Below are 16,111 nucleotides of genomic sequence, written 5' to 3' on the forward strand. Positions count from 1 at the left end.
TCACGCAAAACTCCCCGGGAACACCCGCATCAGCTCGTTCCACGTGGCAGCCAGGCCGGGATGCAGGTCGAGCGCCTGGACCCAGTCCCGGCGGATCCATTCGAGCCGGCTGGTCTCCCGATTCCGTCGGAACTCGATGTCCCTGGAGTGGGCCGCGGCGAAGACGGTGGTGAATCCCCAACCGCCGTGGTCGTCCAGGAACGAGCCGAGCACGACGTATGCGCCCGGGTGGAGGCCGCCTTCCTCGGCGGCTTCCCGGATCGCCGCCTGTTCGGCCGACTCGTGCGCCTCCCGGGCGCCGCCGAGCAGACCCCATGTCCCCGCGTAGTCGCCGCGCGCCCGCTGCTGGAGCAGGAACCAGTCCGCCCCGGCGCTGTCGCGGTACCAGAGCAGGAGCCCCGCGGCACCGTGGATTCCCCAATGGTTCTCGCCGCACCGGCACTCGAAACCGTTGGGACCGGCCCGCCGCACCGGGCGCTCCCCGACTAGCTGCGCGGCGAGTACCTGCGCCGCCTGTGGCGTGTGGAAGGAGACCTGGTCGCCGGAGGCGTTGACCTCGCCGCCGGCCAGGAAGTCGCGGACGCTGTAGAGCACCGGTCCCCGCACCCAGTCGAACGCGTGTCGACGCCCCTCGAGCCGCATCATCCGGACGAACTCCTGGTACTCGCGGCTCGCCCTTGGGAACCAGATCCCGGACATTTCGTTCAGCAACTCGGCCGGGACGTCGAACCGGAGAACAACGGGGACTCCGCCGTGTGCCTGTGCACGCTTCCGCGCCATTCGCCGGGCATCCCAATGATCGGGCGTCGTGTAGAACCCGGTGCCGAAATCGGTGCGATCACGCTGGACGGAGAGGTCGACACCCCTGCTGCGGATGCTGTCGGCACCGCGGTCGGTCGTGCCGTGGTAGAGCGTCACGGTTCCCGACATGGCGGTGCTCGGCCGCTCGGTCAGCGAGTCCGGAGCGGGTGGTGTCCAGATCTGCATGGACGGCCGCGGTGCCACTCCGGTCCCGATCGCCTGAACGGCGGCCGTGGCGTCGGCCATCAGGGCCACGACGTTGGCGTGCGGACCTGCCGCGGATAGCGCTTCGGGCAGCGTAGTGAGCGCCTCGAGTACGCGTGCGGATCGTCCAGGATCCGAGTGGAGGGCGACCACCACCGCGGCGTGGACCAGGCTGAGCCAGGACCCGTGGCGCTCGCTCTCGGGCGTCCGCGCCGCCGAGGCGGCGCGCAGGACGTCGGTGAGGGCACGCGCGTGCTCGGCGAGGTCGCGGTCGGCCCACAGCCGCACCAGCCGCGTGAGATCCCGCGGGTCGCGCCGCTTCTTGGGCAGCTCGCGCAACCACCGCGGAGCGCCGACGAGCGCGACGAGGACCCCGAGCGCGACCCGGGCCGGCAGGCTGGCTGTCGGCCACCACTTCGCGAGCCAGGACGGTGAGCCGAGACGCGGCGCGACCCAGCGCAGGTAGTCGTCGGCGAGCTCGCGGCCGCCTCGGAGCGATCCGGCCATGAGCGTCCCGGCGATGCGCTGCAGCGCGGCCGCGCGCCCCTCTCCGCCGACGCCGTCCCGGACGATCAGCTCGAGAACCCGGCCTGCGAGCCGCCAGAACGCCGGGTCGTGGGCATCCGTGGAGCGCAGGCGCTCGAGCAGGTCGGCAGGGGGCGGGGCCCGGCTGCGCGCTCCGTCGACCACCGGCGCGAGCGCGCCGAGGCGCTCCAGCTCGGCGAGCCGGTCCTCGCTGATCGCGATGACGAGACCGTCGTCGTCGTGCCATGCGAACGTCACCAGCCGCTCGACGAGATCGGCCGCCTCCCGCTCCGACACGTGGCTGCGCAGCTCCGAGGCCAGCCCCTCGGCCGGGAAGACGAACAGCGACTCGCCATCGCGCAACCCCGCCGCAGGCGGGTCGCGGTTGCCCACCGAGCCGCGCGACCCGGCCACCGGCCGTTCCTGCCGCATCCGAGTCAGCGCCTGCGTGAGCAGCCGCGTCTGCTCGCCGCCGAAGCCGAGCCGGTACTCGTGGTCGGGTAGCCGCTCCGCACCCGGGTACGCGGTCGCCGCGGCCCGCCGCGCTTCCGCGAGCTGCCCGCGCAGCCAGCCGGGCAGCCGTCCGGTGCGCACGACCTGGCTCATCCAATCCAGTCGTGCTCCGACGACCAGGCGCCGCACCGGATCGCGGATCACCGCCGTCAACTCGGCGCGGCGCTCGACGACGTGCTGGTACCCGGCGAGCAGATCGGCCTCGGTCAGCACACCGAAGACCTCCCGGGCCGTCCGGGTCTCGAACGGCGCGCCCTCGACGACGATCTGGACGTGGGCCTCGGCGGCCTCGCGATCCAGCTTCAGACCTGCGTCGAAGTCGATCAGCCCGACGTTCCCGGCCCGGTCCCGGACGAGGTTGGCCAGCTTCACGCCGCGCAGGTCGATGTCCCCGAGCGCCGCTGCGGCGGTGTGCAGGCGAGCGATCTGAGCGCGCTGGAGCTGCTCGTCGAGGTCGGCCTCCCGGCCACCGCGGTACTGACCGACCTCCACCCGCTGGCCCGCTCGCAGCACCACCGCTCCCCTGCCGTTCACCACGTCCTCGGCCATCACGGCGGGCCACGTCGGCACGGCGGGCGCGCCGATCACCCGGTAGGCGGCCGCGGTGTCGAGGGTGCGGTCCAGCCGGTCCGGGCCACGCGGGTGCACCACCAGCCATCCACGATCGGTGCTCACCAGCACCGCGGTCGCCCGGCCGAACTTCCTGCCGAGCGTTGCCACGTACCCCGCGGACAGCGGCGAGGGAGCAGGAGCCGCGGGCCCGCCTTCCGGCAGGTCGACGTCCAGCGCCACCGGCCGCCAGCCCGTCTCGGGGTTCGCGCCGTACAGCCCCCGCAGGATCTCGTGCTCGAGCGCGATCCGGGTCGGCTCGTCGAACCGGCTGAGCACGGCCGCGTACGCGGTTCTCGGCGCGATGACGGCGAGGCGATCGACCTGGAGGACGTAGAGAACGCGCACGTCACCCAGCCCGTGGACGGTGAGTGGCGGCAGGCTCCCTGCGAGGAACGGCGAGAACCCGGCCGCCGCCCACAACCCGCGCGGGCTGAGCTCGCGCGGGTCCGCATGCGCGAGCTCGCCCCGGTCCCAGGACCGGCGCACCTCCCCCAGGACCTGCGCGACCGCCGTCGGATCGGTGACGACGACGAGCCCCCGCTCCGACTGCGCGATCACGACGCCGCGCCGCTCGGCCGGGCCACCCCTCCCACCGCCGCCGAGGCCGGGGACCGCTGCCACCGCGAGCACCGCGCCCGCGTTCGGGTCGTGGGTCAGCGCGAGCGCCAGCCCGGCGAGGACGGCGCCTGCGGTCATCGCGATCAGCCGGCCGGGCAGCGGTCCGTGCGTCCACCCGTGCGCGGCCCGACCGAGCCGGGACGCGGCCGCTCCCCAGGCCCGCGCGACCCCGTCCGGCCACGCGATCAGCCGCGCTGCGGAGTGCCGCAGCCGGTGCACCCACACCCGGCCCGGGCCGCGGGGCCCCGCCGTCGAACCCGCGCTCCCCAGTGCCACGACCAGCGCCGCGTGCTCGTCGTCCGGCAGCCCGACGGATGCCCGGCGCGCGGCGCGGGAGCCGAGGCGCCAGCCGCGTCCCCACCACGGGGTCCAGCCCTCGTGGAGGAACAGCGCTCGCGCGGCGCCGATGTCGTTGATGCCGTGGGCGGCGAGTGCGGCGACGATCCGGCCGGCCATCGCGACGTCCGTTCCGGTGGACTCCAGGGCGGCTCGCAGGTCGTCGAGGGTGCCGACGCGCAGCTTCCCGATCAGGTGCGCCACCACGGCCGGGACCACGACGACCGGGACGACCAGGAGCGCGAGCCGCCGGTTGGCGGCCGTCACCAGGTCGGCGTACGGCAGGCCGGCTGCGACCCGCTCGCGGACCAGGGCCGAGTACCGGCCGAGCCACGCGGCCGAGATCGCGCCGCCGAGAGCGACACTGGCGGCCTTCGCCGTGTTGCTCAGGGCCGCCGCGGTCGGTCCTTCCGCCCATCGGGGCAGGGGCATCCGCGTCCACGCCGCGACCACCGCGCTGAGCGTGAACAGCAGCCCGAGCGGGAGCAGCCCGGGCATCAGGACCAGCCACGCCGCGGGGATCGCCAGCACCGCCGGGAGCAGCGTCGCACCGCGCAGCAGTCGCGCCTCGTCCAGCGGCCCGACCTCGACGTCCCGACCGAGTGCCTTCGCGATCGCTCCCGGCCGGCCCAGCAGCGGCTTGAGCGTCTTCCAGCGCGGCCCGGTGAAGATGGTCGTGATCCCGCGAACCGTGATCAGCACGCTCACCGCGAGCGCGGTCGTGCCGAACGCCGCCTGCTCCGGGTCGTTGATCAGCACGAGCTGGTCGACCATCTGCGCACCGAGCGCGGTGGCGTACAGGCCGGTCAGGACGGTCAGCAGGTGGATGGACAGCACCGCCCGCACGAGCCCGTGCGGGGTGCCGACCAGCTGCCGGATGCCACCCACGACCGACGTCCACACCGACGGCGGGGCACGCGGCACGGCGTTCCGGCCCTCGCCGCGCAGCAGCACCCACAACCCGGCGGTCAACGCGGCTGCCACGACCGCGAGCGCCCGCATCGTGGCCTGGAACCCGACGACGACCATGCCCTGCCCGATCGCGACCGGCAGCACGAACGCGCCCACCCGGGACGCGGTCTCGAAGCGGGCCTGCCGGGTGTCCTTCATCTCCCGGGTCACCGGGTGGTAGCGGTCCATCCGGCCGCGAGCCAGCGCCCCCGCGGTGCCCATCGCGCCGATCGTGACCATCGCGGGCATGAAGGTCACCGCCGCCGGCACGAACCCGAGCACGAGCAGCGCGACGGTCCCGGCCGCGCCGATGGCCACGGTCGGGCCCATGTTCCTGATCAGCCGGTCCCCCATGAGCGCCGCCGACAGGCTGGTCACGGCCGTGGCCGTCCGCCCCGCGGCCGCCTGCCCGGTCACCCACGCCGCCGAGCGGTCGTAGTGGTCGGCGAACTCCGTCGACGAGATCGACGGCGCGTTCGGGACCTGCCCGGCGAACGCCTGCAGCCACCCCGCGAGGGATGCCATGAACCGGGACCAGCCGAACACCGCGGCGTCCCGCGCGGCGAGGACGTCCCGGCGCGCGTACCCGGCCGCGGCTGCCGAGTCCACCGCCTGCCGGACGGCTGCCCGCTCGGCCTCCTGCCCGGCGGTGATCCGCTCCTCGATCTCCCGCAGCTGCGCCGCGAGGACGTCCCGCGCGTCGTCCGTGGTCAGCTCGCGCAGGTCGGGGGGCAGCCGGTGGGTCAGCCGTGCCAGCTGCCCGCGCCGTGCGCCCTGATCCAGCGCAGCTCGACGCTCGACGACCGCGAGCTGCCGCCGCGGTGCCCGAGCGGACGAGGCCAGGCGATCGATCTCCCGGCTCACGGGGCGCACGTCCGCGAACCGCTCCCGCAGCGCCGCGCCGTCCGAGCGCATCCACAGCGGTATCCGGGAGAGGAGCCCCGGGCGTACCTCGGCGCGGTCCCAGATCGCCTCGCGCAAGGCGTCGCGCGCCGCGGCGACCAGCTCGGCCGTCGGTCCGCCGAGGCCGCCCAGCGCGGCGGGCAGGTTGCGGGCCAGCGCCGCCCGCAGCTCCTCGGGCGCCCGGGCCCACAGCTCGGCGAAGCCCTCCGCCGGGATGAGCACCCGCCCGCCGGCCCGCTCCTCGATCCGGAACTGCCCGGTTCCGGCCAGCTCGTCGGCCGTGCGGTCCGCGCGGGACCCCGGATCGCGCAGCCGCACGCCCGCATCGGCCTGCAGCGCCCGGAACACGGCCTGCAGCGCAGGGCCCGCTCCCGGACCGGCGGCCGGGACGTCGTCCCAGCGGCGGACCTGTTCCGCCCACGCGCGCTCCCGCTTGGCCGTTGCCCACCGTCGCAGCAGCACCACCAGCCCGGTCGCGGCCAGCCCCGCGCCGAACCAGATTCCCCGGTGGAGGCGGTCACCACCGGTTGCGGGCGCCTCGGTCACTCCGTCGCTCGGCGTGGGGATCGGCGCCACCGGGGCGGTGTTCTCGGGCCCGGTAGGGCGCTCGGGCGTAGCGAGCGCCTCCTGCCGCGGCTCCTCGGCCGGGACGGTGAGCTCCTCGCCGGGGTGGATGAGGTCGCGGCCGGCGACGCTCGGGAACCGGTCCGGGTTCAGCCGCACGATCGCCTCGACGCCCGGGGCGCCGTCGCCCAGCTGCCACAGCGTGTCGCCCGGTTCCACAGTGACCTCAGTGGTCGAGGTCCCGGGCGTCGGGGCCGATGTCGCGGCGACGGCAGGCGTGTGCGCCCCGGCCATTGCGACCACCGCGAGAGCTGCTGTCCCCAGCGAGGTCCGCAAAGCCCTGCCGACCCGCCGGTCCTCGGGTGCCGGGCCCCGCGGGTCACCGCCGAACTTCCCGAACGGCACGGCCGCGGCCATCGCGGCGGCACCGGGATCACCACCCGGGAAGGTCCACAGCGCTACGCCGACGAGCAGTCCGATCCCGACCTGCCAGGGTGGACGCAGCTGGTACCAGGCCTGCGCGAGGTGGCGCACCCACTCGACGGGCCTGCCGCCCCGCAACTCGGGCCACACCACGAACAGCAGCACCGCGAGCCCGGGCCCGACCGCGACCAGCAGCCCGACCGCGGCCGCGAGGAGGCCGTGTCCGGTGGCGGCGGCCACCCAGCCGACGCCCGCGCCGAGCAGGAGCCACCGCAGCCGGGTGAGCTGCCGGCCGCCCCATGCGGCGGCGGCGTCCACCGGCCGTCGCAACGCTGCGACGATCGCCTCGCCGATCGCGCGCAACATCCGGCCGATCCACGCACGGGCCGCCTTCGCCAGCCGGTACACCCCGTAGGCGGCCGCGAACAGGAGGATCGCCTTCACGACGGCAGCTCCGCCGTCGGCGCCGGCCTGCGCGGCAGCGTGCGGGGTGGCTGCCAACGGGATCGCCTGCGCCCACCCGCTTCCGACGATCCCGGGCCGGGAGAACCTCGCCAGGAGCCGGATGATCTCGGCTTCGTCCTCGTCGTGGGTCAGCCCCGCCTCGTTGCGCTCGGTGAGGCGGCCCTGGCGGTGGAAGAAGTCCTCGTGGGCCAGCAGCCGATCGAGCAGATCCGACACGCGCAGCCGGTGCAGGGTCGGCGCGAAGACCACGACCACGTCCCGGTCGGCCCAGTAGTAGCCGACCAGCCGCCCTGGCAGATCGGCCAGTTCCGCGGCCCGCAGCAGGTCGAGCGCGGCCTCGCTCAGCGGGATCTCCAGGATCGCGGGCGGCGCCCGCGGGTTCCCGGGGTCGTGCTGGTGCAGGGTTGCGAGCACCTCCAGCTGCGGCAGCAGCCCATCCCACCGGTCCTGCCGGCCCGTACCCCACTCGCCGATCAGCACGGCCCCGCTCGCCGGTCCCCGGCGCGACTCCACCGCCCGGTCGAGCTCGTCGGCGAACCGGGCGCCGGCGGCCCGCTGGCGCAGGGTCATCTCGTCGTGCAGCCGCCTCGCATGGGCATGCAACTCGGAAAATCGCCCGGTGAGCGGGCCGGGATCGGCGAGCGCCTCGTTCAGCGCCGTCTCGTACTCCCGCCATATGCGGATCACCTGATCGACGTCCCGCTGGATGTAGAGGGCGATGTTCGCGTCGTACAGGTCCTGGTAAGCGATCAGCCACAGCTGCCACGTCAGCCGGAACTCCATCATCGCCGTAACGAGCGCGTCCGCGACGCCCGCGGCGCGCAGGACGCCGAGCTCGTCGACGAGCGCTTCGCTCATCGCGTCCCGCAGGGCTTCCTCCGCGGCGGTCGGCGTGCCCAGCCCCGGGATTTCGGTCAGCGCCTCACGCAAGCCCGTGTGGGCGGCCCACAGGTCGGTGGCAGCCGGTCCGGCATCGGCGAACAGCTCGTACAGCGCGGTGCGCAGCTCGATCACCTCCGAGTGCCAGTCCAGGCTCCGGACGGCCCGCGGGTCGACGAGCAGCGCCAGCGCGGCGAGATCCGCGTACCAGCGGGGCTGCGCCTCGGACAGGCGGCGGGCGGCCGCCGCCACCCGGTCCATCGCGGCCTCCCCGACCGACGGTGACGCCACGGCGTCGCCCGGGCGCGGGTGGTCGAGATCGAACACGACCTCGGGGCGGCCGAGCACCGCTGCCAGGTGTTGCAGCTCGTCGGCCGACAGCTCGGCGGCGCGATCGATCGGTTCCCCCGCTCGACGGGGCCCGGAAGGGGTGCCGATCCGACGGGACCCGCCGAGGATCCGGCGCACCCAGCGCACGATCGGCGGTCCGCGCGGTCCGATCCCGGCCCGGGCCAGCCCCGCGTCGACCGCGACCAGCAGGACACCCGCCGCCACGGCGAGCACGACCACGCCGACCGGCCCGCCGCCGAGGAACGCCCAGGCGCCGTCCGTTCCCGTCGCGGGGGCGTGACCGGTGGCTGCGTGGGCGGCATCGGGCCCGCCGATGAGCTCGGGGAACAGCAATCCCCCGGCGGCGAGCCCGACCACCGTCATCGCACTGCCCGGCCCGCGCCATCGACGAGGGTTCGCCGCAGCCGTGACGTCGCGGGCGCCGGGCTCCGAGCGGTGTGCGCGGAGGAACCTCGCGGCGCGCTCGCGTCCGCCCAGGACAGCGGAGTTGGCGAGCAGCGCCCACCGCAGCCAGTGCGGGACCCAGCCGAACAGCGCGCTCAGCAGCTCGTGGACGGGGTCGATCATCCGCAGCAAGGTCACCAGGCCTGCGGTCCCCACCGCGATCACGAGGACGTTCGCGGTGAAGACCACCGCGGCAGCCAACCGGGTGCGCGCCGGGAGGTATCCCCGCGGCTGCGGGTCGCGCGCGACCTTCCTCGCGCTCGACCGCGCACCGAGGGTCCCGAAGACCGCGATCCACCCCAGGTAGAGCCCGGCCTGCCAGGCGACGGGCGGCCCGCCGAACAGCGGCAGCTCCGCCCAGGCCAACCCCACCACCGCCGCGGCGACCGCGAACTCGACGGCTGCGGCGAGCCCGGTGTACGGGACCGCCTTGCGCCCCCACGAGCTGCTGCGTGCCAGTGAACCCGCCACCCCGGCCAGCGCCGACAGCCCGAGGGCCACGGCGAGCTGCCCCACACCCGGCTCGACGCCGAAGACCGGCAGCCCCCACGCCACCAGCCAGACCTGCAGCAGCGACCCGACGAGCGCGGCCACGTGGTTGGTGCGGGCCAGCCGGTCACGCACCGCCGGCGGCGCGCGGGAGAACCTCGATGCGAGCGCGATCCCGCCGGCCCACACCAGCCACGCCCCGAGGCCGAGGGTCACGTGGACCAGCCACGTCGGCGCCACCCATCCGCCGATCACGACCCCGGCCGTGTCGGCCGCCGCGATCCCCGGCGCCCCCACCAGCGCCAACCCCGCAACGATGACCACGACCACGCCCCGTGCGAGCACCAACGCCCACCGCGGCGAGCCCGCGGTGTCGCCATCGGTGCCCGGGCCCCGCCGCCCGGGTGCCCGCTTGACGAGCTGCGGCGACCCGACCGCGCCGACCGGTGGTCCTTCCGGGGCCTCATGGAGTCGCGCGGTGAGCGCAAGGCGGGAGCGCACGAGGTACGGATCGTGGTGGGTCGCGTAGCGGGCCATGTCGGCCGGCGCGTCGTCCCGCAGCTTCCCGTCCGCCTCGTAGAGGAAGCCGAACATGGCTTCGTGCAGGACCTTCGACCACCGTTGGGCCTGGGCCGGGGTGAGGGGGTAGTGGTCGGAGAGGTGCTCGGCGAGCAGCATCTCGGCGCCACCCTGTGCGAGCCGCTCCGTCTCGACGATGATCTCGGCGGTGGTCTGTCCCACGAGGGCGGCTTCGGCGAGGGCGAGCACCGCCGTGTTCTCGAGCGGACGACCGGCGGCGAGCCCATCGGCGAACTGGATCACGTGGAAGAGCTCGTGCCAGACCACCAGGCGTACCGCGACCGGGATGGCATCGGCGAGACCGCTCGCGATGCCCAGCGCGCGCAGCGCCTCCAGCACCTCGTGGGCCGTGGCTCTCAGGACCTCCTCTGGTACGCGCATCCGCAGAGCGGAAGGGCCGGAGCGATCGGGCCGGTACCACTGCACCGTCGCGGACACGGAACCCCGCGTGAGCAGGCTCCAGCGGACCAGACCTCGGGCTTCCCAGACGCTGTGCGCCCGGATGTCCCCGAGCAGCGCGGGCAGGTGACCACGAACGGCCGGGGCGAGCGGCAGCTGTTCGGCGAGGCGCTCGAACTCGTCGATCGCGGCGAGAACCTGTGCACCCGCCGGCTCGGCGTGGTCGATCCGCACCGGGCGGTTGAGCGGGCCGTCGGGCCGACTCCAGAACGGAACGACCGGTTCGAGGGCCATCCCGAGATAGCCGAGCGCGATCCGCGCCCAGCCCAGCATGGCGTGCCACGCACCGGCCGGTGTCGAGACGGGCGTGCCCGAGGTCGGGCCGAGCGCGACGTCGACGTCCGGGTCGTGGTCACGGCGGTGCTCGGCGATCAGGCGGCGTTGTTCGACCAGCCGCGCCCGCAACCTCTCGGTCTCGCCACCGTGCTCGCGGAGGCGCCAGTACCTGCCGAGATCGAGGTCCACCTCGGCGCTCGCGAGCAGCTCGGCCGCGGTTGACCACTCGGCGAGCGGCAACGCGGCGGCGCGATCGATCAGGTCCTCGGCCCGATGCAGCCGCACGGAGGCGGCCGACCCGCGCACCTCGGTGAGGACCCTTCGAACCCACCGCAGGACCGGCGGTCCCCGCGGGCCGATGCCTGCCCGCGCCAGCCACGTGTCGGCCGCCACCAGCAGGCCGCTCATCACAGCGGCCACCGCGACGACGCCGATCGGACCATCGCCCGCGAACACCCAGAAGCCGTCCGGATGGGTCGCGCTGGTTGCAGCGTGCGCGGTACCGGATCCACCGGTCAGCTCGGGGAACAGCATCGCGGCGCTCGTGATCGCGCCGACCGTCAATGCTCTGCCGAGCCCACCTCCTCGGCGAGTGCGGGCCGTACCGGTCGCGGCGCCGGCGCTCCCCCCGGCCCGCTCTGCCACTGCGAGCGGGTTGCCGCGGACCGCCCGGAGCCTCGTGAGGAGGTAGCGGACCGGGGTGTGGAGCTCGGCTCCGCGCAGGTCCGTCGTGGTCTTCAGGATCAGGCCGAGGTTGACGAGCAGGCCCCGGTACTCCGCGATCTCCATGTCGGTTGCGTCGGTGAGGCCCGCTCCGCCGAGGTCCTCGATCGCCTGCAGCAACGCGGTGCCCAGCGGGGACGGGCGGTGCACCTCGGGCGAGCGCCCGGCACGCTCCTCGAGTCCGAGATCGCGCAGATCGTCGAGCCGGACGCCGAGCGTGGCGCCGTCGAGTCCGGTCGCCGCGCGCAGCTGTTCGAGCGTGACGCCTCCCGCGAGCAGTGCGAGGAGCCGGTGCACGGTGACGGGCGTGCCGAGCTGGTGCAGCCGCGCGACGACGCCTGCGAGGGCACGGACCTCGCTCTGGTCCCGCGGGGACACGGTGTCGAGCAGGTTGCTGAAGGTGATGAGGGCGCTCCGGTGGCGCGGGTCGGCGATCTCCCGGACCGCGCGCGCGTCGCGCAGCCAGCTGGTGGTCGACCTGGCCGGCGCGTAGGTCATCGGCCGCCGCTCGTCCGCGATCACCAGCACGCCCCAGTCGACGAGCCGGCTCAGCCAGAGGCGCAGGGTCGGCTCGGGACCGGGGAAGCCCGCCTTGAGCTCGGCCACGCTCCGGGGCCCGTCGCGGAAGAGGTTCAGCAGGTCGCGGACGGTGTACGACCGGACCGGCTGCGCGCCGAGCCTGCGGAACGCACCGACGATCGGCGCGATCGGCTGGTCCAGCCTGAGCGGAGCGGCTCGGAGCACGCGGCGCAGCGCGGGGTTGCCGAGCAGTGCGACGGCCTCGGGCCGCAGCGAGTGGGTCCGTTGCCGACCGCGCGTGCCGGGGTCGGTGATCCTGAGCGACGCCAGCACGGTCAGCCCCATCGCGAGCGCGTCGTGGTCGACCGAGTGGACCCGGCCGAGTTGGGTCCGGGTGAGCTGCGGCAGGGTCGGCCGGGAGGACCTGCCGAGTTCGACGAGCAGGTCGTGCCACGTGTAGCCGGAGTCGTCGGCGCCGTTGCGGTAGGACAGGCCGTGGACGGGGCTGCTCGGGATGCGGCGCAGCCGGTCGAGGGAGGCCTTGACCTCGAGGGCGTGGCGGCCGGAGCTCAGGTCGGTGCCCGTGGCCAACCAGTCGGCGAACGTGCTGAGCGCAGCCACGTAGTCCGGGGTGCCGGTGGTGCTGCCCTCGTCCAGATATTTGACGTCGCGGAGCAACGCGGCGAAGTCCGGGTGGAGGACGTGCCGTCGGTGGTTGCGCCCGTCGACCTGCACCACGCCCCACTCGACGAGCCGGTCGACCTGTGCCTGCAGGGACGGCCTGCCGAGGTCGACGGCCCCCGCGAGGTCGGTGATCGTGGCCCCGCTGTCGCCGATCGCGGTGACCACCTCGTGCAACGACCACGACCGGCGCGTCCGGCCCGGGCCCATCGGCACCACCGCGGCAACGGCCACTCCCGCCGGCACCGCCCAGGAGTGGCTGACCGCCACGACGATCGCGCCGAAGACGACCACCCACCCGATGCGCGGATGGCGCAGGACGGCCCGCACGAACGCAGGCACCGGCGCGACTACCCGCGGGAGCCACTTCCGCAGCCTCTCGACGACGGAGCGCAGGGCAGGCAGGCGCCCGCCGTCGAGCTGGTACGCGCCGCTGTCCGGGTCGCGGCCGTAGCGGTGCACGAACACGACCGCCGACGCCAGCGCGGCGAGCGCGATCGGGAACATCAGCCAGGTGACCCCGGACCACCGCGCGGCGTGCCATGCGGGCGCGCCGAGCTGGGAAGCGGCGATGCTGAACAGGAACTTCGTCAGCGTCGCGGTCGTGATGACCCGCGCCTGCTTCGCTGCCGGCACCCGCTTCCGCACCAGCTCGAAGATCCCCAGGATCATCCCGGTGGCGCCGGCCTCGGCCGCGAACGCGGCCACCCCGATGCCGTGCGTGCGGAACTGCCCGCCGAAGAACTGCTGCCCGACGAACGCCGCCAGCACGCCCACCACCAGCGACACCGCGGTCACCACGATGAACGCGCCGGGCTTGCGCTCGATCCGCTTGCCCGCGATCGTGCCCAGCACCCCACCGGAGACCAGCCCGAGGCTGAGCAGCGTCAGCAACACCGGCGAGGAGCTGCCCACGACCTCGCGCCAGTTCCCGTCGAACAGGATCGTCGGGGCCACCGTCAGCCCGAACGTCAGGCTCAGCCAGAACGTGAACCCCTTGAGCGACGTCAGCCGGCCGGCACCGCCCTCATCCGCCCGCTCCCCGGTCGGCACCACGCGGGCGGGCGCGGTCATCCACAGCCCGGCCGCCGCGACCAGGGCGAACGCCGCCGACAGCCACGCCGCCACGTCGAGGGCGATGGGCGCCACCGCGCCCTGCATGCTCAGCAGGAGCCACGTGATCAGCGCTGATCCGAGGAGCACCACCGCGTTGGCGCTGCCGGCCAGCCGCACGTGCTCGCCCGCGCTCTCCCGCTCCGCCGTGTACGCGTCGTTCCACGAGTAGGCCGCCGTGCTGATGACCGTCCACCCCGACGAGGCGAGGCCGATGAGCAACGCCCCCGCGTGCAACCCACCCGCGCCCGTGGTGAACAGCACGTACGCCGCGGCAGCGCCCAGGAGCGACCCGACCATCTGCCATCGCACCGACAGGTTCGGCCACCGGGAGCTGAGCACCAGCTGCCCCACGAGCCCGGCCAGGTTCCCCACCAGTGCCAGCGACAGCAGCTGTCCCGGCGGCAGGTGCAACGCCTCGGACCACACCGTCACCGCGTAGGCGCCGAGCGCGGTCACCCCCATGCCGAGCGCGGCGCTCGCCAGGAACAGCGCCCGACTTCCTCGACCCGAACGCTCCCGCCGGTCGGGCGCGGGGAGCTTCACCAGACCGGCCGCGATCCGGACGAGACGGGCGACCGCACCGCGCGCCTTCGCGAGGAGCTTCGCCGCCGGCCCGGCGCCGCCTCCCGGGCCGGACGGCCCGTGCGGGCCGGACGGGTTCGACGGTGCGGACGGGTCGGCGGGTGGGGGACCGCGCAGGCTGTGGCCGAGCTCGGCCAGCCCGCGCTCGACGAGCACGACCTGCGGGCCGGTCAGGCCGATGGCGCGCAGCTCGTCGGCCCTGTACGTGACCAGGTCACCGAGGTTGAGGATGCCGTGGCCCTCCAGGACCGCCATGATCCCGGCGGCTTCCGCGGTGCCCGCCTGCCCGGCGATCGCGGCTTCGAGCGGAGCGATCGACCCGACCTTGAACCGGATCACGAGGCGGGCGACGACGATCATGAGGCCGGTGACCAGCACGTAGCCTGCGCCGAGGACGAGCTCGACCGGCCCGGCGGTGGCGGCGCCGAGCCCGCCGGGGGCGAGCCCGGCAACGACGAGCTGGGTCAGCCCCACCCCGGCGGCGGCCCCCAGCTGCGTGCCCACCAGGAACCGGCTGGTGCCGGGCACCCCGCGCGTCAGCTGTGTGGCCGGCCCCATCGGCAGCTGGAAGGCGATGCTGACCGCCACGAACACACCGACCAGCGGCACGGCCGACGTGGCCGGGTGCGGCCAGGCCAGCAACGCGCCGACCAGGAGGGGCACCGTGACCATCGGCAGCGAGGCGCCCACCAGCGTGCCCATCCACGGCCGCGTCGTCTTCGCCCTCGCCCACCGGCCGTTCGCCCACACCGCGGCGTAGCGGTGCAGGAAGGTCACGATCGCGGCCGCCCACACCACGAACTGCGCGTCCAGCCACGGCATGTGCACCTTGAGCATCGGCGAGACCGCGCCCAGCATCCAGCCGATCGGGAACCCGATCAGGAACCCGAGCAGCGGCACTGACACCAGGAACCGCACCGGCGCGCGCCACGCCCGCTTCGCCGCGGCGGTCACGCTGTCGCGGGCCTGCCGCCACACCGAACCGGCCGCGGCCGGGGGTGCCAGACCGCCCCGCAGCGCCACCCAGGTGGCCACGCTCAGCACGGCCGTCAGCACGCCGAGGACCACCGCGGCACCGCGCCAGCCGAAGAACACGAACACCGATCCGGCCACGGCCAGCGGGAGCCAGGCCCGGCCCACCGACGACCAGGTCTGCACCCGGTCCTGCCGGGCCTGGGCCGCGGACGGCTCCTGCGGGTGGCGCGCCAGCGCCGCCTGGAAGATCGCCGAGGCCGAGATCATCGTCCCGCCCAGCCCGTAGAGCACGAGCAGCACGCCGAAGTCGGCAGGCGCCACCGCGATGGCCGCCAGCGCCCCCGATGCCACGAGCCCGATGCCCAGCGCGGCGTTCACCCCGAGCCGCTTGCCGAACAGGGCGTTGACCAGCAACGACAGCCCACCGACCCCCCAGCCTGCGAACGCCAGCAGCAGCGTCGAGGCGGTCGGCACCGCGTAGGTGGCCGCGATGTCGAACGTGGCGTACGTGGCCGCCATCGCGACCGTCATCCCGACGCCCACGTGCAGGCCGAGCAGCTGGCCCTGCCGGGCTCGCAGCCAGCCGGGCAGGCCGGCGCTCGCGGTACCGACGTGCAGCCGGGTGCGCCACCGTCCGGCCTGCTCGCGCAGCCACGCCGCCGGGCCCGCCGGGCCCGCGGATGCGCCGCCCGTGCCCGGCCAGCCGATCCGGTCGCGCCACCAGCCGGCCGACAGGCCGGGTCCGGACCTCAGCCACCTGCCGACCAGCCCGGCGCCTGCGACCAGCGCGGCCACCGCGGCGGCCAACCACGCCAGCACCACCGCCAGCGGCGAGGCACGGGTCGACGGCTGCTGGTCCGGTGCGGACGAGGGCGGAGCCTCGCCTGCCGGTGGCGCCGTGGCCGTCGGCTCCGGTGTGGCCGACCGGCCCGGGTCAGCGGTCTCACCCGGCTGGGGATCCGTCGGACGGGGATCGGTCGGCTGCGGCTCCGTCGGCTGCGGCTCCGTCGGCTGCGGCTCCGTCGGCTGCACGGCGGGCGCGCCCGGCACCTCGAAGGTCTCGCCCGGGTGGACGAGGTTCGGATCCCGGCCGGCCAGCTCCTCGCGGTTGGCGTCGGCGATC

At 74.8% G+C, this 16,111-nt stretch carries 1 protein-coding gene (cut by a window edge); it reads right to left on the reverse strand.

Going from position 1 to position 16,111, the window contains the following annotated elements; genetic code table 11:
- Positions 1-16,111 carry the 3' portion of a GNAT family N-acetyltransferase gene (locus FB388_RS34470; RefSeq protein ID WP_142106865.1) on the reverse strand. 43,667 nt of this gene lie beyond the right edge of the window, so the window shows 16,111 of its 59,778 coding nt (coding positions 43,668-59,778); its start codon lies off the right edge, out of view — the gene reads right to left on this strand; its stop codon occupies positions 1-3.

The sequence above is a fragment of the Pseudonocardia cypriaca genome (genome assembly GCF_006717045.1).
In the GTDB taxonomy this organism is placed as follows: Bacteria; Actinomycetota; Actinomycetes; order Mycobacteriales; family Pseudonocardiaceae; genus Pseudonocardia; species Pseudonocardia cypriaca.